This window comes from Methylobacterium sp. WL1 (assembly GCF_008000895.1).
GTDB lineage: Bacteria > Pseudomonadota > Alphaproteobacteria > Rhizobiales > Beijerinckiaceae > Methylobacterium.
This window is the reverse complement of record NZ_CP042823.1, coordinates 2,984,541-3,002,481: the sequence shown is the minus strand read 5'-3', so window position 1 is coordinate 3,002,481 and position 17,941 is coordinate 2,984,541. Positions and strand designations below refer to the sequence as shown.

The window sequence follows — 17,941 nt, the reverse complement described above, 5'->3', positions numbered from 1 at the left end:
CACGCCGTTGGGCGCCCTTCGTCTGCAACGGCCGCCGACAAGATCCGCATGTTCGCTCAACGATACACAGCTCTCGTGCTCGCGACGATTGCGCTGGCACCAGCGGCCCGGGCGGCCGAACCGGCGGCGGAGCCCGATTCGGCGCTCGTGCGGGTCCGGATCGTCGAGGTGCGGCGTACGCCGGTCGCCTCGGAAGTCGTGCTCACCGGCGACATCCAGGCCCAGGCGCAGGTCAATGTCTCGTTCCGGACGAACGGCAAGGTCGCCGAGCGTCGGGTCGAGGTCGGCGACCACGTCGAGCCCGATCAGGTCCTCGCGGTGCTGGAGCCGCTGACCCAGCGGGCGAACCTCGACAACGCCAAGGCCGCCGTGGCCTCGGCCGAAGCGTTGCTGACCCAGGCCAAGATGGCGTTCGAGCGTCAGAAGCAGCTCCTGGCCGGCGGGTACACGACGCGGCCGAGCTACGACAATGCCGAGCAGGAGCTGCGGACCACGCAGGCGGCGCTCGATTCGGCCAAAGCCGCGCTGGGGACCGCGCAGGAGCAGTTCTCCTACACCGAGTTGCGCGCCGGCATCTCCGGGATCGTCACGAGCCGCAGCGTCGAGGTCGGCCAGGTGGTCCAGTCCGGTCAGACCGTCCTGGTGCTGGCGCAGGACGGCCCCCGGGATGCGGTGTTCAACGTCTACGAATCGCTGACCGCCCGGCCGCCGGGCGACAAGACCATCACGGTCACGCTGCAGACGAACCCGTCGATCTCGGTGAACGGCACGGTCCGCGAGATCTCGCCGACGGTCGATGCGTCGAGCGGCACGGTACGGGTCAAGATAGGCCTGGAACAGACGCCACCGGCCATGGGGCTCGGCGCGGTTGTCATCGGCCACGGGCGGTTTGCGCCACACGATGCGGTCATCCTGCCCTGGTCCGCGCTCTACCGCTACGGCGGACGCCCCGCGGTCTGGGTCTACGATCCCGGCAACCGAACCGTGTCGGTCCGCGCCGTCGAGATCGATAAATACGGGCCGGATGTCATCGCCCTGAAGGGCGGGATCGAGCCGGGCGAGCGCGTCGTGATCGCAGGTATTCAATTTCTGCGCCCCGGACAGGAGGTTGCTGCCAACCTCGTCGAGAGCAACCCATGAGCACGCGTGCGGTTCTGACTCTCACCGCCTGTGCGGTGATTCTCGGCGGATGCGGCGGACACGATGACCAGAACGCTGAGGCCGCGCCTGCACCCGTGCGGCCGGTCCTCACGCAGGTCGCCGTGCCGAAGGACGCCGTCATGTTCGGCCCCTTCGCGGGGACGGTCGAGCCGCGCTACCAGTCCCAGCTCGGCTTCCAGATCCCCGGCCGGATGATCGCGCGCGACGTGACCGTCGGCGACATCGTCACCAAAGGGCAGCGGCTGGCCGCCCTCGACACCGTGGTCACGCGGTTCGACCTCACCCGCGCCGAGGCCGATCTCGCGGATGCCCGGGGGCAGGCCGAGAATGCCGACGCCGCCGAGGCGCGCGCCCGGCGGCTCATGTCGGGCAACAACGTTTCGCAGGCGACCCTCGATCAGGCCGTGGCCAAGCGCGACACTGCGAAGGCGCGGCTCGATCAGGCGGCAGCGAGCCTTCAGAAGGCCCGGGACCAGATGGGCTACACCGAGCTCAAGGCGGAGTTCGACGGCGTCGTCACCCAGCGCCTCGCCGAGATCGGGCAGGTGTTGAGCGCCGGACAGGGCGTCGTCACCGTCGCCCGGCCGGAGATCCGCGAGGCGGTCGTCGACATTCCGGAGCAATATGTCGGCGCGCTTCCGGCGGATGGGGTGTTCACGGTGTCGCTCCAGAGCGCGCCCGAGCTGACGGCCCGGGGGCGCATCCGGGAGATCGCGCCGCTCGCCGAGGCCGGGACACGGTCCCGGCGCATCCGCATCACGCTCGACGATCCCGGCCCGGCCTTCCGCCTGGGTGCGACGATCGACGTGGCGCTCTCCCGCACGGTGCCGCGCCACGTCCTCCTGCCCGCCGCAGCGCTGCTGGAAGACGGCCCGCGCCGCTCGGTCTGGGTCGTCGATGCGGCCGGAACATCGGTGGCGCGCCGGGATGTGACCCTGGCCTCTAACCCGGAGACGGTCGAGGCCGGACGCGTCGCCATCCGTGACGGTGTCGAACCGGGCGAGCGGGTCGTCGTCGCCGGCGTCCACGCCCTGCAGCAAGGCCAAGCCGTCCGCCTGACCGACGACGCCCGTTGATCCGGTCGGACGAGGGTTTTCCGTGAAGGCTTTCAATCTCTCCGACTGGGCGCTCGGGCACCGCTCGTTCGTCTGGTTCCTGATGGCGGTCTCGCTCGTGGCGGGCGTGATGGCCTATAGCCGCCTGGGCCGCGAGGAGGACCCACCCTTCACGATCAAGACCATGGTCGTGCAGACGACGTGGCCCGGCGCCACCATCAAGGACACCCTCGATCAGGTCACCGACCGCATCGAGAAGGAGCTGCAGCAGCTCAACGCCCTGGATTACGTCCGCAGCTACACGACGCCGGGCTCGTCGACGGTGTTCGTGCAGTTCCGCGACACGCTGAAGAAGTCCGAAGTTCAGCCGGCTTTCTACCAGGTCCGCAAGCGCCTTGGTGACATCAAGGGGCAGTTCCCGGACGGCGTGCAGGGCCCGTTCTTCAACGACGAGTTCGGCGATGTCTACGGCAACATCTACGCCTTCACGGCTGACGGGCTGACCTACCGCCAGCTGCGCGACTACGTCGAGGGCATCCGAACCGAAGTGCTCAGGGTCCCCGACATCGGCAAGACCCAGCTGATCGGAACCCAGGCCGAGACCATCTATCTCGACTTCTCGACCCGCAAGCTCGCCGGCTACGGCATCGACTTCCAGGCGCTGATCAAGGCGCTTCAGGCCCAGAACGCGGTGTCGGCCTCCGGCGTGGTGCAGGCCGGGCCGGAACGCGTCTCGCTGCGGGTCAGCGGCTCCTTCACCTCGGAGGCCTCGCTGCAGGACGTGAACCTGCGGGTCAACGACCGGTTCTTCCGGTTGGCCGACATCGCCGAGATCAGCCGCGGCTACGAGGATCCGCCCGCCCCGATGTTCCGGGTCGACGGCAAGGCCGCCATCGGCCTCGCCATCGCCATGCGGCCCGGCGCCAACCTGCTGCATTTCGGCGAGGCCCTGAAGGCGCAGATGCGGCGGATCGAGGCGACGCTGCCCGTGGGCGTGGGCGTCCACTTGGTGTCGGATCAACCCAAGCAGGTCGAGCACGCGGTCGGTGGCTTCACCGAGGCGCTGGTCGAGGCCGTGGTGATCGTGCTCGCGGTCAGCTTCGTCAGTCTTGGCGTGCGCGCCGGACTCGTGGTCTCGGTGTCGATCCCGCTGGTGCTGGCGATCGTCTTCGTGGTCATGCAGATGATGGACGTGACGCTCCAGCGCATCTCGCTCGGCGCGCTGATCATCGCGCTGGGCCTCCTTGTCGACGACGCCATGATCACGGTCGAGATGATGGTCGCCCGGCTGGAGCAGGGCGACACGCTCCGCAAGGCGGCGACCTTCGCCTACACCTCGACGGCCTTCCCGATGCTGACCGGCACGCTCGTGACGGTGGCGGGCTTCCTGCCGATCGGCTTCAACGGCTCGGGCGCGGGTGAATACACCTACTCGCTGTTCGTGGTGCTGGCCGCCGCGCTGCTGGTCTCCTGGGTGGTGGCCGTGCTGTTCGCCCCGCTGATCGGCGTGACGCTGCTGCCCAAGACCGTGAAGCACCATGCCGAGAAGCGCGGGTTGTTCACCCGCCTGTTCCTGGCGATGCTCAAGCTCGCGATGGCCTGGCGCTGGACCACGGTTGCCCTTTGCCTGGCGCTGATGGCGCTGGCCATCGTCGGGATGGGCCATGTCCAGCAGCAGTTCTTCCCGTCCTCGGATCGCTCAGAAGTGCTGGTCGACCTGACGCTGCCGCAGAACGCCACCATCGCCGAGACCAAGGCGCAGATGGACCGGTTCGAGGCGAAGCTGAAGGACGATCCGGACGTGACGAGCTGGTCGTCCTATGTCGGCCAGGGCGCCGTGCGCTTTTATCTGCCCCTCGACCAGCAGCTCTCCAACGCGTTCTACGGCCAGATCGTGGTCGTGACGAAATCCCTCGAGATCCGCGATCAGGTCATGACGCGGCTGCAGGCGATCGGCCGGCGCGACTTCGTGGGCACCGATGTTCTGATCCAGCCCCTGAGCCTCGGCCCGCCGGTCGGGCGCCCGGTCCAGTACCGCCTCAGCGGCCCGGACATGGAGACGGTGCGCCGCCTCTCCCTCGACCTCGGCAACGTGGTCGCCGCCGACAAACGTCTCGACGTGCCGACCTTCGACTGGAACGAGCCCGGCAAGGTCCTGCGGGTCGAGATCCTCCAGGACAAGGCGCGCCAGCTCGGGGTCACCAGCCAGGACATCGCCGGTATCCTCAACGGCATCGAGGGTGGCCAAGCGATCACCCAGGTGCGCGATTCGATCTATCTCGTGAACGTCGTCGGGCGGGCGCGGGCGATCGAGCGATCCTCGCTCGATACTCTCCAATCGCTGCAGGTCGGCCTCGCGAACGGCTCCGTCGTGCCGCTGCTGTCCTTCGCGCGGATCGGCTACGACCTGGAACAGCCGATCGTCTGGCGCCGGAACCGGCTGGCGACCGTGACGGTGCGGGCCACGATCCGCGACACCACGCAGCCGGCCACCATCGTGACCGCCCTCCAACCCGGCATCGACGCCTACGCGAAGGCGCTGCCCGAGGGCTACGCGCTGGAGACGGGCGGCGCCGTGGAAGAATCAGCCAAGGGCCAGGGTCCGATCGCCGCCGTCGTCCCAGTGATGCTGCTCACCATGGCGCTGCTGCTGATGGTGCAGCTCCAGAGCGTCGGCCGGATGCTGCTGGTCTTCGCCGTGGCGCCCCTCGGGCTGATCGGCGTGGTCCCGGCGCTGCTGCTGTTCGACAAGCCGATGGGCTTCGTGGCGATCCTCGGGATTTTGGCGCTGATCGGCATCATCATCCGCAACGCCGTGATCCTGGTGAGCCAGATCGAGGAGTTCCGGGACGAGGGCATGGCACCCTGGGATGCGGTCTACGAGGCGACCCACCATCGGATGCGGCCGATCCTGCTCACTGCTGCCGCGGCCAGCCTGGGCCTGATCCCGATTGCCCGGGAAGTGTTCTGGGGACCGATGGCATTCGCCATGATCGGCGGTATCCTGGCGGCGACCGTCCTGACACTCCTGTTCCTGCCCGCCCTTTATGTCGGCTGCTACCGGATCCGGCCTGAGAGCCGCGACCGGCACGCGGTGCAGAGTGCCTGAGCATCCGACATCACGGATCGCAGCGTGGCCTACGCTGCGATGAGCGGTCGGCCCGCCCCTCCGCCCCCTCAGGGCGGGCCGACCGTGAATCTTTCCCCCCGCATGCCTGCCGCGCAGTGGCTGGAAACTCCCGGCTGTTCCGACGCGTAAGGCGCCTGGAGCCGAGGAGCACCGCCCGCATGAACGCCTTCATCGCCGTCGTCCTGGTCTGCGCGAACGGGATCGCCCAGGAGGCCTGCACCGATGCCGAAGCGCTGGAGGTGCGCAAGGTCCGCGTCGCCAACGAGCTCGGTTGCGCCACCGGCTGGCAGGAGATCATCGCCCGCACCGAGCGGCGCGACGAGATCGGCAAGTCCGCCTACCTCAAGACCGAGTGCCGCCGGGTGAAGGAGCCGCAGTGACCGGATGCGGCCCCGCTACTTGTCGTACTTGATGTAGGCGAAGCGCGGATCCGACGGCGTGCCCTCCAGACCCTGCCCCTCCAGCGCCGGCTGCCAGGACACGACATCTTCGATCTTCTTGGCCAGGGCGAAATCCTTTTCGGTGATGCCCTTGGCCGCATGGTTCATCAGCCGAACCTCGACCCAGGCGTAGGACGCCGTGATGTCGGGGTGGTGCCAGGCGGCCTCGGCGAGGTGGCCCACCGTGTTGATCACCATGAGCGTGCCCTTCCACCCCGCCGTCTTGTAGGTGCGGCGGATCCAGCCGTCCTCCAGCCGCCAGTCCGGTAGCTCCGCCTTGAGCCGCGCTTCCACGGCCGCCTCGTCCAGAACGCCTTCGCGCCGTTCGGTCATTCGCCTCGTCCTTTTCGTTCCGTCGGAGGCCGAGGGTGCCCGCGCCGTCGGCGGCGCGCAAGCGCGCAGGGGCGCCGGCCCCGGTGGACGGAGCGCCATGCGGGCCCTATGACCATTTTCCAACGGCGTCAGGACAAGTCCACGCCCAAGTCTGCGATCGTCCAAGACCGCACAATACGATGGGAGAAATCGTGATGCTGTCACGGCGCGCAATGCTCGCCGGCGGCCTGCTCGGCGGCCTCGGCCTGCGGGCGGCGCGGGCGGACGTGCCGGCGATCCGCCTGGGGAGCCTACCGTTCGGCACCTCGACCTGGGAGGCGGCGGTGATCAAGGCCCGCGGCCTGGATACCGCCAACGGTTTCCAGCTCGACGCGGTCAAGCTCGCCGGCAACGACGCGGCGCGGATCAGCTTCATCGGCGGACAGGTCGACACGATCATCGGCGACCTGCTCTGGGCGGCCCGCCTCGGCAACGACGGCCAGGCCGTGCGCTTCATCCCGTACTCGACCTCGGAGGGCGCCGTGATGGTGCCGGCCGACAGCCCGATCAAGAGCCTCAAGGACCTCGACGGCAAGCGTTTCGGCGTCGCCGGCGGCCCCCTCGACAAGAACTGGCTGCTGCTGAGGGCGCAGGCCCGGGATGCCGCCGGCATCGATCTCGAGCGCGCCACCGAGATCGCGTACGGCGCACCGCCGCTGATCACGCTGAAGCTGGAACAGGGCGCCCTCGACGCGGCGCTGACCTACTGGACCTATTGCGCCCGGCTCGAGGCCAAGGGCTTCCGCCGGCTCGTCGGCGCCGAGGACATCATGCACGCTCTCGGTGTCGCCGGCGACGTCTCCCTGATCGGCTACCTGTTCCAGGATGCCATCGTGAAGGAGAAGCCCGAGGCCGTGGCGGGCTTCGCCCGGGCATCCCGGTCCGCCAAGGATATGCTGGCCTCCGACCCGAGCACCTGGGAGATCGTGCGCCCGCTGATGGCAGCCGAGAACGAAGCGACGTTCGAGGCTCTCAAGCGCGACTTCCTGGCCGGCATCCCGCGCCGGACGGTGGCGGCGGAGCGAACCGACGCCGAGAAGCTCTACGCCGTCATGTCCCGGCTCGGCGGTGCCCGCCTCGTCGGCAAGGGCGCCGGGCTGCCGCCGGACCTCTATTACGACAACGGACGCGATGGCTGAGCTGCCCGCCAGGCCGGCGTTCAGGGCGGGAATCCGGATCGCCGGAACCGCATGGGCGCGCTGACCCGCATCGCGTCCCTCATCGTCCTCCTCGCCGCCTGGCAATTCGCCGCGCTGGAGGCTGGCTCGCGCCTGTTGCCGGCTCCGATGGCGGTGCTGCGCTTCATCCTGCAGGAGGCCGAGCGCGGCGACCTGTTCCACAATGTCGGGATGACGCTACTGCGGGTCGCGATCTCCTTCGCGGTGGCGATGGTGCTGGGGATCCTGCTGGGGGTGGCGCTCGGCCGCTCAAAGGCCGCCGACCTGACCCTCGACACGCCGCTCCTCGTCCTCCTCAACACACCGGCGCTGGTGATCACCGTGCTGGCCTACGTCTGGGTCGGGTTGACCGAGACCGCCGCGATCCTGGCCGTGGTGCTCAACAAGCTGCCGAACGTCGCGGTGATCGTGCGCGAGGGCGCCCGCAACCTCGATCCCGGCCTGGACGAGATGGCCCGGGCCTACCGGTTCGACCGGCGCACCTGGGCGCTGGACGTGCTGGTGCCGCAGCTCCAGCCCTACGTGGTCACGGCGGCCCGTTCCGGCCTGTCGCTCGCCTGGAAGATCGTCCTGGTGGTCGAGCTGCTGGGGCGGCCCGACGGGGTCGGCTTCGCGATCAACTACTACTTCGTGCAGAGCACCGACGTGGCCGCGATCATCGGCTACAGCCTCGTCTTCATGACCGTGATGATCGGCATCGACGTCCTCCTCCTCCAGCGGCTCGAAGCGCATGTCCGCCGCTGGCGCTGAACCCGTCCTGCAGGTCGCGATCGACGCGAAGCGCTACCGCTCGAAGGGCGCCGAGCCGGTGGAAGCCGTCCGCGACCTTTCGTTCGCGGTCGGAGCCGGCGAGATCGTCTGCCTGATCGGGCCGTCCGGCGCCGGAAAGACCACGACGCTGCGGATCCTGCTCGGCCTCGACACCGATTTCGAGGGCCGCGTCTCCGGGGCCGATCACGCCGGCATGGTTTTTCAGGAGCCGCGCCTGCTTCCCTGGCGCAGCGTCGAGCACAATGTCCGGCTGGGCCTGCCGCGGACTCGGCGCGGACGCGACCTCGACGCCCTGTTCGCCAAGCTGGGCCTGACGCCCTGGCGCGGCAGCTACCCGAAGGCCCTGTCGCTCGGGATGCAGCGGCGCGTCGCGCTGGCCCGGGCGCTCGCCGACGCGCCGCGCGTTCTGGTACTCGACGAGCCGTTCGTCTCCCTGGACGATGCCGCGGCGGCCGAGCTGCGCGGGTTGGTGGTCGATACCGTGGATTCGGCCGGCATGAGCGTCCTGATGGTGACGCACAACGTCGCCGAGGCGATCGGGATCGCGGACCGGCTGCTGCTCGTCTCGAAGCGGCCGGCGACGCTCATGGCGAACGTCACGCTCGACCGCCCGCGCAAACAGCGCGACCGTGCCTGGGCCGAAACCACCCGGGCCGCCCTGGCGGCACAACATCCGGGGATCATCGCGGAGTAGCCTGCACGCCGTGCGGACGGTGCGCTTACGGTGCGCGGACACTTGGACCGAGGGGTCAGTTCGCCTTGGCGTCCACGTCCATCCGGTCGAGCAGGGCTGCCGGCGAGCGCGCCGCGCCGATATCGATGAAGCCGATGCCGGCGGGCTCCTTCGACTTGGCGTGCAGAACGAGCTTACCCGGCTTCATCACGAACTGGCCCATCGCCGCCCCGATGCCCTTGGCCGCCGCCGTGTTGCCGAGGATCACCGGCACGCCGAGCAGGCTGGCGGTGACGTATTCCTTGCGCAGCTCGTCCGGTCGCAGGCTGAGATCCTTCGATTGCGCGGCGAGGAACCGCTCGAACAGGCCGGCATTCTCGACCGTGAGATCGAGGCTCTTGGCGCTCCCCGTGAACATCAGCATCGTGGCGGCGGGCAGGCTTCCGTTGAACAGCTCCGGTCCGATGCCGCCGAGGGTTCCGGACAGCCGGACGGTCCCGATCTCGCGCCCCGAAATCGTGACTTCGCGCAGAGACAGGTCGCGGGCTTTGCCGTCGAGGGCCGCGTCGGCCACGAGATCGAGGTCGAGATCCCGATAGCCGTAGGCCGGTAGCGCGCCGATGATCGGCGCGCCGGCCACGAACTCCGCCGGGAGGCTCAGGCCGGTGAGGGTCAGCCGTCCGGCATTCGGCACGCCGTCCTGCGGCGGGCCGAAGGACAGCTTGGCTTCCCGCAGGGCCACCCGGCGTGTCGGCGCCGGTGTGATCGTGACGGAAAGCGGGTCGCCGGGCGGCACGGTCGCGGTTTTGGGCTCCGAAAGCCTTCCGTCGGTGGGCCGACCCGTCGTCGGCTTCCCCGGCGCGGAGGCGCGGGGGGGCGCGCGGGGATCCGGCGGGACGGCCTTGGGAAACTCTGCGTCGAGCGGTAGGTCGATGCTCAGATCGGTCAGGGTCAGGCCGCCCAGTGCCGGCGTCAGCCGATGCATCTCGGCATCGCTGAATCCGGACCGGCTGGCGGGATCGGCCGCGGCGTTGCGCAAAGCCGCGATCGTCGGTGCAAGCGAGACGTCCGCCAGCGCGAGGCGGGCGAGATGCGCGCGCAGGCTACCGCGCGCCAGCGTGATGTTCTCCAGGACCGTGCCCGCATCCGACCCGGCGGCGTAGGTCGCCCGAGCGATCTCGAACAGGACCGGTCCCTGCGGATCGGTGTTGCTGACGCTCAAGCCCTGCATGTCGAGGCTGCCCAACGTGGTGGCCTCGATCAGGTCGGCGGCGGAGGCCGCGAAGGTCCGACGGTCGTTGGGCCCCTGGAAGCCGGCGGCCACGATCTCGAACGCGCCGTTCCAGCCGTCCGGCACCTGTCGGCCGCCGAGGTCGCGCCCGTTCAGGCGCACGATCTTCACGGTGGTGCCGCGCGCGTCGGAATAGGTCACGTCCGAGACCTGGATCGTGCCGTAGACCTTCTGCACAGGGCCCTTGCCGTCGCCTGGAACGGTGTAGAGCCGATTCAGCGCCGCGAGGTCGAGGTCGGTCGCCCGGACTTGGCCGTAGGTGCCGTCGCCACGGTTCGGACCCGTGACGGCGCTGACCGTCGCACCCGCCGCCGTGAGTTCGCCCACGCGTCCGGCCTTCACGTCGCGGAGGACCACGTCGCGGTAGGTCACGGTCTGGCGGTCGTTGCCGGGGCCGGCATGCTCGGAGCTCAGCACCGGGATCGTCAGGCTGCCCGCGTCGAGCCGTGCCAGCCGGGATTCCCAGGGCTCGGCCGAATCGGGCTTGAGGATCGCCGCGAGCTCATCCTTGGACAGGCGCGTGCCGCTGGCCGTCAACTTCGGCGCCCGGAGCATCGTCCCGCCGAGCGGCAGCATGACGTCGGTGATCGTCACGTCTTGGACCGCGGCGGCGCCTTCCTGAGCCGCCAGGGGGGGCGGTGCCGCCGCCCCGACGAGGCAGGCGAAGGCGCAGGTCGCGGCCAACGCCGACCGGAGGCGGGATCGGACCTTCGGATGGATCATGGGAGGGTCCGGATCACAGCTCGGCGGGGGTGCCGCATGGGTGCCGCGTTTTACCCGCCGAGGCAATCGGACACCGGGGGCGCGGGCCCTAAGCCGGCTCCAGTGTCGTAGGCGCGCAACGGCCTTCCCCAAGGAGGACCGTTGCGACCGTTCAGAGCGAGAACGAGGTGCCGCACCCGCAGGATGCGGTCGCCAGCGGGTTCTCGATCTTGAAGGACTGGCCGATCAGGTCGTTCACGAAGTCGATGGTCGAGCCCGACATGTATTCCAGCGACACGGGATCGACGATCACGGTGGCGCCGTCGCGCTCGATCGCCACGTCCTGCGCCTCCCGGGACCGGGCGATGTCGAACGCGTAGGAGAATCCGGAGCAGCCGCCGCCGTTGACGCTGATGCGCAGAGACGCGCCCGGGGGCTCCGCCCCCATAATCTCGTTGATGCGCTTGGCGGCGCGGGGGGTCAGGGTGATCTCAGCCATCTTTAGCTCTGGCCACGCAGCTGTTCGGTGGACGGCGTCGCCCGGCTGTTGCCGAGCACGCCTAAGCCTACAAGATATGGGTTCGAGGCCCGCGCCGCAACGCGCCGGGCGGGGAGGGGTCATGATCAGGCTGCGCGAGATCGAGGATGGACGCCGTGCGGCCGAACGGTGAGCGCTGGCGGGCGGCCTACGCCACGGATCCTGCGCGGACGCGCGGACGGCTGATCGCCGAGGATTCCTCGCCGACCCGTAGCGATTTCCAGCGCGACCGGGACCGGATCATCCACTCCACGGCGTTCCGCCGCCTGAAGCACAAGACCCAGGTCTTCGTGCACCACGAGGGCGATCATTATCGCACCCGCCTGACACACACCCTGGAGGTCAGCCAGATCGCGCGGGCGCTCGCCCGGGCCCTCGGTCTCGACGAGGATCTGGCGGAGGCTCTGGCGCTGAGTCACGACCTCGGCCACACCTGCTTCGGCCACACCGGCGAGGATGCGCTGGAGGCCTGCATGGCGGCCCATGGCGGGTTCGATCACAACGCGCAGGCGCTTCGCATCGTCACGCGGCTCGAACGGCGCTACGCAGGTTTCGACGGGCTGAACCTGGCCTGGGAGACCCTGGAAGGGCTGGTCAAGCACAACGGCCCGCTGCTCACAGAGGACGGTAAGCCGACGGCACGCTACGTCGAGCGCGGCATCCCGGCCGCGATCCTCGAATACGACGTCCTGAACCCGCTGGACCTGTGGAGCCAGGCCGGACCGGAGGCGCAGGCGGCGTCCCTGGCGGACGACATCGCCTACGCGGCGCACGACCTCGACGACGGTCTGCGCGCCGGCCTGTTCGAGATCCCGGAGCTGCGCGCGGTGCCGTTCCTGGCCGACATCCTCGACGAGATCGATCGCCTGCATCCGGGCCTTGACCCGTCCCGCGTCATTCATGAGCTGGCCCGGCGCGTGATCACCCGCTTCGTGGAGGATGTGATCCGAGAGGGCGGCCGCCGGATCGCCGCACTGGATCCCGGACGCGTGGAGGACATCCGACACGCGTCCGAGCCGGTCATCGTGTTCTCGCCGGCCATCGCGGAAGCGGATGCCGACATCATGCGGTTCCTCTGGACCCGGATGTACCGTCATCCCGGTGTCGTGGCGGTGCGCAAGAAGGCCGACGCCATCGTGAACGACCTGTTCGCGGCATTCACGATGGCTCCGGCCCGGATGCCCGAAGAGTGGAGCGCCGGCCTGGCGGATGCACCGGAAGGGCGCATCGCCCGGCGAGTCGCCGACTACATCGCCGGGATGACCGACACCTACGCGGTGCTGGCCCATCGCAAGCTCTATCCGACGACGCCCGACTTGTACTGGGAGTTGCCGAGCCGGGGCCTGCCCCTCGCCGAACCGTGAGATCCGGCGGGGCATTGAACGCGATCAGCAGCCGCAGCCGCAGGTGAAGCTGCCATAGCAGCCCCCGGAACCGTATCCGCCGTACCCGCCATAGGCGGCCGGGTAGGCGTAGTCGTAGCCTCCATAGGCCGCGGGATAGCCATAGCCGCCGCCATAGCCGCCACCGTACCCGTAGGCGCCGTACGCGCTGCCGGCGGCGAGCCCGAGCCCCAGGCCGATGCCCGCGCCGGCCAACCCGTAACCGAGGCCGCGTCCGTAGCCGCCGCGATACCCGTAGCCACGGCCATAGCCGAAGCCGCGGCCGTAACCGCCGCGCCCGGCGAAACCGCCGTGATAGCCGCCATAGCCGCCGTGGAATCCTCCGCCCCGGAAGCCCCTGGCCTCGGCGCTCGGTGCCGCCAGGGCTACCGCGCAGAGGGCTGCGCCCGCCAACATCAAGGTCTTCATGAAGATCTCCAAGATCCAGAATTTTGCGATCCTGTCGATCACATAGACTCATGGGACCCAAGACAAGATGGTCCGGGGGGCGTCGGTAGTCATCGCGTGGGGATAAACTGCGCTGGTCCGGCCGAATGCCCGATCGTTCCAGCGGCGCGGTTAACGCCGGCTTGCTCCGCGGACCGGCCGGCCCGTACCGCCGCCGTGACACTATCCCGCCCCCTTGCTAGACGGCTCCCGGCGGGCGCGGGCCGAGACGGCCCCGCGGCAGCATCCCCGCGCGAGCGAGACCGAGACCGATGAACATCTTCGCCCTGTTCGAGGCGCGTGTGCGCGAGGCCGTGGAGGCGCTGACCCGCGCCGGCCAGCTGCCCCAGGGCCTCGACCTCGGCCGCGTCGTCGTCGAGCCGCCGCGCGACACGACGCACGGCGATCTGGCCACGAACGCCGCGCTGGTCCTGGCCAAGGAGGCCCGCACCAATCCGAAGGCCCTCGGGGAGGCCCTGGCCACGGAACTGCGCGCCGACCCGCGCATCCTGGAGGCCAGCGTCGCCGGCCCGGGCTTCATCAACCTGCGGCTGGTGCCCGGACTCTTCCAGGATGTGATCCGCAGCGCGCTCTCCGATCCGGACCAATTCGGCCGCGCGCAGCTTCCCGGGGGGCCGATCAACGTCGAGTACGTCTCGGCCAACCCAACCGGGCCGATGCATGTCGGCCACGGCCGCGGCGCAGTCTTCGGCGACGCCCTGTGCAACCTCCTGGTCGCAGCCGGCCGCAAAGTGACGCGCGAATACTACATCAACGACGCCGGGGCTCAGGTCGACGTCCTGGCCCGATCCGCCTACCAGCGGTACCGCGAGGCTCTGGGCGAGCCGTTCGCGATCGCCGAAGGGCTCTATCCGGGCGATTACCTCAAGCCCGTGGGCGCACATCTCGCCGAGACCCACGGCCGCGCACTCCTCGATCAGCCGGAAGCGCACTGGCTCCCCGCCGTGCGCGAGACGGCCCTCGCCATGATGATGGACATGATCCGGGCCGACCTCGCGGCGATCGGCATCCGGCACGACAAGTTCTTCTCCGAGCGGACCCTCCAGCAGAGCGGCGCCGTGAAGGCGCTGCTCGAGGAGCTGCGCAAGCGTGGGCTGGTCTACGAGGGCCGCCTCCCGCCGCCCAAGGGCCAGTTGCCCGAGGATTGGGAGGATCGCGAGCAGACGCTGTTCCGTACCAAGGACTTCGGTGACGACAACGACCGTCCGCTGCTGAAGTCGGACGGATCCTACACCTACTTCGCCTCCGACATCGCCTACCACCGCGCGAAGTACCTGGCGGGCGCCACCGAGCTGATCGACGTGCTCGGCGCCGACCACGGCGGCTACGTCAAGCGCATGCAGGCGGCCGTGAAGGCGGTCAGCGACGGCAAGGCGACGCTGGACGTGAAGCTGTGCCAGCTGGTGCGGCTGTTGCGCGCGGGCGAGCCCGTGAAGATGTCGAAGCGGGCCGGCGAGTTCGTGACCCTGCGCGACGTGATCGACGAGGTCGGCCGCGACGCGATCCGGTTCATGATGCTCTATCGGAAAAACGACGCGACCCTCGATTTCGACCTCGCCAAGGTGGTCGAGCAGTCGAAGGACAACCCGGTCTTCTACGTCCAATACGCCCATGCCCGCGTCCGCTCGGTGCAGCGGCAGGCGCGCGAGGCTTTCCCGGGCGCGGACCTGTCCGTGGCGGCGTTGCTGCGCGAGGCCGATTTCAGCCTCCTGACCGATCCCGGCGAGGTCGAGGTGATGCGGCTGATCGCCCAATATCCCCGCGTGCTCGAATCGGCGGCCATGGCGCACGAGCCGCATCGGATCGCGTTCCACCTCTACGAGACGGCGGCCGCGCTCCATACTTTATGGAACAAGGGCAAAGACTTGCCGCAATTACGGTTTGTTAATGCAACCGACCGAAAGTCGACCTGGGCGCGGCTGGCGCTCGTCGAGGCTCTACGGAGTACCCTCGCGGCCGGCCTCGCAGTGCTCGGTGTGACCGCGCCGGATGAGATGCGATAGGCTCGATATGCATCGGGCCGGTGACCGGCCGTGATGTGAGGATGCTGCCATGACGAACGCTTCGCGCGCTCAGGTCGATTTGGACGCCCTTGCGCGCGATCTGCGTCAGGAGCGGGGGCGTGTTCCCCCGGGGGGCGCCAAGCCCGATCCGCTGGCCGAGCTGGCGCGGATCGTCGGACAGGATGACCCGTTCCGTGCGCTCCTGGCGGCCCGCGACGAGATGCGCGGCGCGGCGCCCGCGCAGCCGCAGGCCAACTGGGACGGCCGGGTCGAGCCGAGCTTCGCTCCCGAGCCGCCCAAGCCGAACCCCGCCGACGCCTTCGACCAGTACTTGGCCTCAGTAGAGCGCGACACCCACGAGGAACCGGTCGCGTACGGCGCGGAAGCCGGGGATCCGCAGGAGGCCGCCGCCGCGGACTACGCGGAGGGTCGCTCGCTGCGCCGGGTGAACCCGCGCCGCCGTCTGGCGTCCGTCGGAGCCGGCATCGCCATCGTCGCCGTGGCGGTGACGGGAGCGCTCACCTACAAGGGCCTGCAGGGCTCGGGCAGCGCCGGCGGCGTACCCGTGGTCCAGGCGGATTCGACCCCGCTCAAGGTCGCCCCGAAGGTCGCCGACGGCGTCGAGATCCCGGACCAGAACCGGCAGATCTACGACACCAAAGGCAAGACCAAGGAAGGCCAGATCAAGATCGTCAACCGCGAGGAGCAGCCCATCGACGTGGCCGAGGCGGCCCGCGCGGCGCAGGGGACCGGTCCCGCCGGCGGTGCGCAGAGCGGCACCACGCCGGGCAACGGCCCGTTCGAGGCGTTCGGCGAGCCGCGCCGGGTACGCACCGTCGCGGTGAAGCCGGAGGCCCCTCCCGCGCCGGTCCAGCGCGAGGCCCAGGCCGACGCCGCGCCGGCCCCGATCCCGACCATGGTGCTGCCCACCGACGAGCCGCCCCAGACCAAGTCCAAGCCCGGCCGCCAGGCCGCCGCCTCCCTGGCGGCGCCGGATCCCGAGCCGGTCCAGGCCGCGCCGAATTCCATGGCGGCCGATGCCGCCCCGCCGAAGTCCGTCGCCGTCAAGCCGGCCCCGAAGGCCGCGCAGCGGGTCGCCACCGTGGCCACGCCGGCCCCGGACGCCCCGGATGCCGTCGACGACACCGTCAAGACGGGTTCGGTCGGCGGGTTCTCGGTCCAGCTCGGCGTCCGCAGCTCCGCCGCCGAGGCGAAGGCGGCGCTCAAGCAGATGCAGGCCAAGTACAGCGGCCTTGCCGGCAAGCCCGAGCTGATCCGCCAGGCAGAGGTCAACGGCAAGACGATCTTCCGCGTCCGCGTCGGGCCCCTGGCCAAGAACGAGGCAACCAGCCTGTGCAGCACCCTCCAGGGCGAGGGCGGGCAGTGCTTCGTCGCCAAGAACTGAGGCCGCGGTAGCGCCGGCCACCGGTCAGGCTCCGGATTTGGTGCACTACGAGGTCGACGCCTCGCCGCCGGACGTGAACGTCGGCTAGGGGCGGGCGTGTTGCGCCCCAGCCTGAGAGGGCAGGGGCTGATCTGAGGGGGGCGGTGCACGCGAGTCCCGCCCGCAACACTCGGTCTCGGACACGGGCTCCAATCTTTCAGGCCCCTCGTTTCGCCTTGCCGCCTCCCTGTTCCCGCCCGACTCTGCCGCCACCGATTCGCCGAACCCGACATATCCTCCGCCGCACCCAAGCGGCCACCGAGAACCCCGCATGACCGCCCGTGCCCTGATCCTCGGCTGCGCCGGCAAGACGCTCTCCGTCGAGGAGGCGGCCTTCTTCCGGGACGTGCGGCCCTGGGGCTTCATCCTGTTCAAGCGCAACATCGGCACGCCGGACGAGGTCCGGGCGTTGACGGCGGCGCTGCGGGACTGCCTTGGTTCCGACGCCGCCCCGATCCTGATCGATCAGGAGGGCGGCCGAGTCCAGCGCATGGGCCCGCCGCACTGGCCGGCCTACCCGGCGGGCGGCCGCTACGGACGCCTGAACGGGAGTGCCACCGCGATCGCGCGGCTCGGCGCCCGGCTGATGGCCCATGACCTGGCCGAGGTCGGCATCAACGTCGATTGCGCGCCTGTCCTGGACGTGCCGGCGCCGGGATCGCACGACATCATCGGCGACCGGGCCTACGGATCGTCCCCGGATCGGGTGGCCGAGATCGGCCGGGCCGTCGCGGAAGGCTTGATGGCCGGCGGCGTCCTACCGGTGATGAAGCACGTGCCCGGCCATGGCCGCGCCGCCTGCGACAGCCATCACGGCCTGCCGGTAGTGGAGGCGACCCTGGCGGCGCTGGCCGCTCAGGATTTCCGGCCGTTCCAGGCGCTCGCCGACCTACCGATGGCGATGAGCGCCCATGTCGTCTTCACGGCCATCGATCCCGACCGCCCGGCGACCCAGTCGGCGACCGTCATCCGCGACGTGATCCGCGGCGCCATCGGCTTCGACGGCCTGCTGATGACCGACGACCTGTCGATGCACGCGCTCACCGGCACGTTCCGCGACCGAACCGAAGCCGCCTTCACGGCGGGGATCGATGTCGGCCTGCATTGCAACGGCGCGATGGACGAGATGCGGGCCGTCGCTGAGGCGGCACCGACCCTCGACGGCGCCGCCGCGAGGCGGGCCACTGCAGCCCTGGCATGCCTGGACCGTGCCGGCGACGGGCTCGACGTTCCCGAAGCCCGGGCCCGGTTCGCGGCCGCGCTCGCGACCGCCGCCTGATCCGCGGCCTTCCACCGCGGGCATCCACTGTCCCTGATGCCGCCTCTGCTTGTG

Annotated in this window: 15 protein-coding genes; 11 read left to right on the top strand and 4 right to left on the bottom strand. The window is 69.8% G+C overall.

Going from position 1 to position 17,941, the window contains the following annotated elements; all coding sequences use genetic code 11:
• The first annotated feature begins 48 nt into the window (after nucleotides 1-48).
• From FVA80_RS14700 to FVA80_RS14685, 4 genes are all read left to right on the top strand, one after another.
• Nucleotides 49-1,140 (top strand): efflux RND transporter periplasmic adaptor subunit, encoded by a 1,092-nt coding sequence (locus FVA80_RS14700; protein WP_147906709.1) that lies wholly within the window; start codon nucleotides 49-51, stop codon nucleotides 1,138-1,140.
• Nucleotides 1,137-2,237: an efflux RND transporter periplasmic adaptor subunit gene (locus tag FVA80_RS14695; protein ID WP_147906710.1), complete on the top strand. Its 1,101-nt coding sequence runs from the start codon at nucleotides 1,137-1,139 to the stop codon at nucleotides 2,235-2,237. The genes FVA80_RS14700 and FVA80_RS14695 overlap by 4 nt, the downstream gene beginning before the upstream one ends.
• Before the next feature lie 22 nt (nucleotides 2,238-2,259).
• On the top strand, nucleotides 2,260-5,325 hold the full coding sequence (locus FVA80_RS14690) for an efflux RND transporter permease subunit (RefSeq protein ID WP_147906711.1): 3,066 nt from the start codon (nucleotides 2,260-2,262) through the stop codon (nucleotides 5,323-5,325).
• Nucleotides 5,326-5,504: 179 nt separating this feature from the next.
• Nucleotides 5,505-5,726, top strand: a complete 222-nt coding sequence (locus FVA80_RS14685; protein ID WP_147906712.1) for a hypothetical protein — start codon at nucleotides 5,505-5,507, stop codon at nucleotides 5,724-5,726.
• Between the two features lie 15 nt (nucleotides 5,727-5,741).
• Here FVA80_RS14685 and FVA80_RS14680 read toward each other — a convergent pair whose 3' ends face one another.
• Entirely contained in the window at nucleotides 5,742-6,119 is a 378-nt protein-coding gene (locus FVA80_RS14680) for a 4a-hydroxytetrahydrobiopterin dehydratase (RefSeq protein ID WP_147906713.1), read from the bottom strand.
• 194 nt (nucleotides 6,120-6,313) lie between these two features.
• On the opposite strand from FVA80_RS14680, the gene FVA80_RS14675 reads away from it, so the two are divergent.
• The 3 genes from FVA80_RS14675 to FVA80_RS14665 are packed head-to-tail and all read left to right on the top strand — an operon-like array spanning nucleotide 6,314 to nucleotide 8,801.
• On the top strand, nucleotides 6,314-7,297 hold the full coding sequence (locus FVA80_RS14675) for an ABC transporter substrate-binding protein (protein ID WP_147906714.1): 984 nt from the start codon (nucleotides 6,314-6,316) through the stop codon (nucleotides 7,295-7,297).
• Nucleotides 7,298-7,348: 51 nt separating this feature from the next.
• The gene (locus tag FVA80_RS14670; RefSeq protein WP_147906715.1) at nucleotides 7,349-8,086 is read left to right on the top strand and encodes an ABC transporter permease subunit; all 738 of its coding nucleotides are present in this window, start codon (nucleotides 7,349-7,351) and stop codon (nucleotides 8,084-8,086) included.
• A complete protein-coding gene (locus tag FVA80_RS14665; protein WP_147906716.1) occupies nucleotides 8,067-8,801 on the top strand; it encodes an ATP-binding cassette domain-containing protein in 735 nt (244 codons plus the stop codon). Before FVA80_RS14670 ends, FVA80_RS14665 begins: the two co-directional genes overlap by 20 nt.
• Before the next feature lie 55 nt (nucleotides 8,802-8,856).
• Here FVA80_RS14665 and FVA80_RS14660 read toward each other — a convergent pair whose 3' ends face one another.
• Together FVA80_RS14660 and FVA80_RS14655 are read right to left on the bottom strand one after the other, a co-directional pair.
• Nucleotides 8,857-10,794 (bottom strand): hypothetical protein, encoded by a 1,938-nt coding sequence (locus FVA80_RS14660; RefSeq protein ID WP_147906717.1) that lies wholly within the window; start codon nucleotides 10,792-10,794, stop codon nucleotides 8,857-8,859.
• Nucleotides 10,795-10,945: 151 nt separating this feature from the next.
• On the bottom strand, nucleotides 10,946-11,272 hold the full coding sequence (locus tag FVA80_RS14655; protein WP_147856233.1) for an iron-sulfur cluster assembly accessory protein: 327 nt from the start codon (nucleotides 11,270-11,272) through the stop codon (nucleotides 10,946-10,948).
• A gap of 146 nt (nucleotides 11,273-11,418) precedes the next feature.
• On the opposite strand from FVA80_RS14655, the gene FVA80_RS14650 reads away from it, so the two are divergent.
• Entirely contained in the window at nucleotides 11,419-12,675 is a 1,257-nt protein-coding gene (locus FVA80_RS14650) for a deoxyguanosinetriphosphate triphosphohydrolase (RefSeq protein WP_147906718.1), read from the top strand.
• Between the two features lie 24 nt (nucleotides 12,676-12,699).
• Here FVA80_RS14650 and FVA80_RS14645 read toward each other — a convergent pair whose 3' ends face one another.
• The gene (locus FVA80_RS14645) at nucleotides 12,700-13,122 is read right to left on the bottom strand and encodes a hypothetical protein (RefSeq protein ID WP_147906719.1); all 423 of its coding nucleotides are present in this window, start codon (nucleotides 13,120-13,122) and stop codon (nucleotides 12,700-12,702) included.
• A 290-nt stretch (nucleotides 13,123-13,412) separates the two neighbouring features.
• Between FVA80_RS14645 and argS the strand changes: the two genes are divergently transcribed.
• The 3 genes from argS to nagZ all read left to right on the top strand — a co-directional run bounded on the left by argS (nucleotide 13,413) and on the right by nagZ (nucleotide 17,887).
• Nucleotides 13,413-15,164 carry an arginine--tRNA ligase gene (gene argS, locus FVA80_RS14640; RefSeq protein WP_147906720.1) on the top strand — a complete coding sequence of 584 codons (1,752 nt, stop codon included), beginning with the start codon at nucleotides 13,413-13,415 and terminating at the stop codon, nucleotides 15,162-15,164.
• 49 nt (nucleotides 15,165-15,213) lie between these two features.
• Nucleotides 15,214-16,569 (top strand): SPOR domain-containing protein, encoded by a 1,356-nt coding sequence (locus tag FVA80_RS14635; protein ID WP_147906721.1) that lies wholly within the window; start codon nucleotides 15,214-15,216, stop codon nucleotides 16,567-16,569.
• 310 nt (nucleotides 16,570-16,879) lie between these two features.
• Complete coding sequence (gene nagZ, locus FVA80_RS14630; RefSeq protein WP_147906722.1) at nucleotides 16,880-17,887, top strand: beta-N-acetylhexosaminidase; 1,008 nt, start codon at nucleotides 16,880-16,882, stop codon at nucleotides 17,885-17,887.
• Nucleotides 17,888-17,941: the final 54 nt, after the last annotated feature.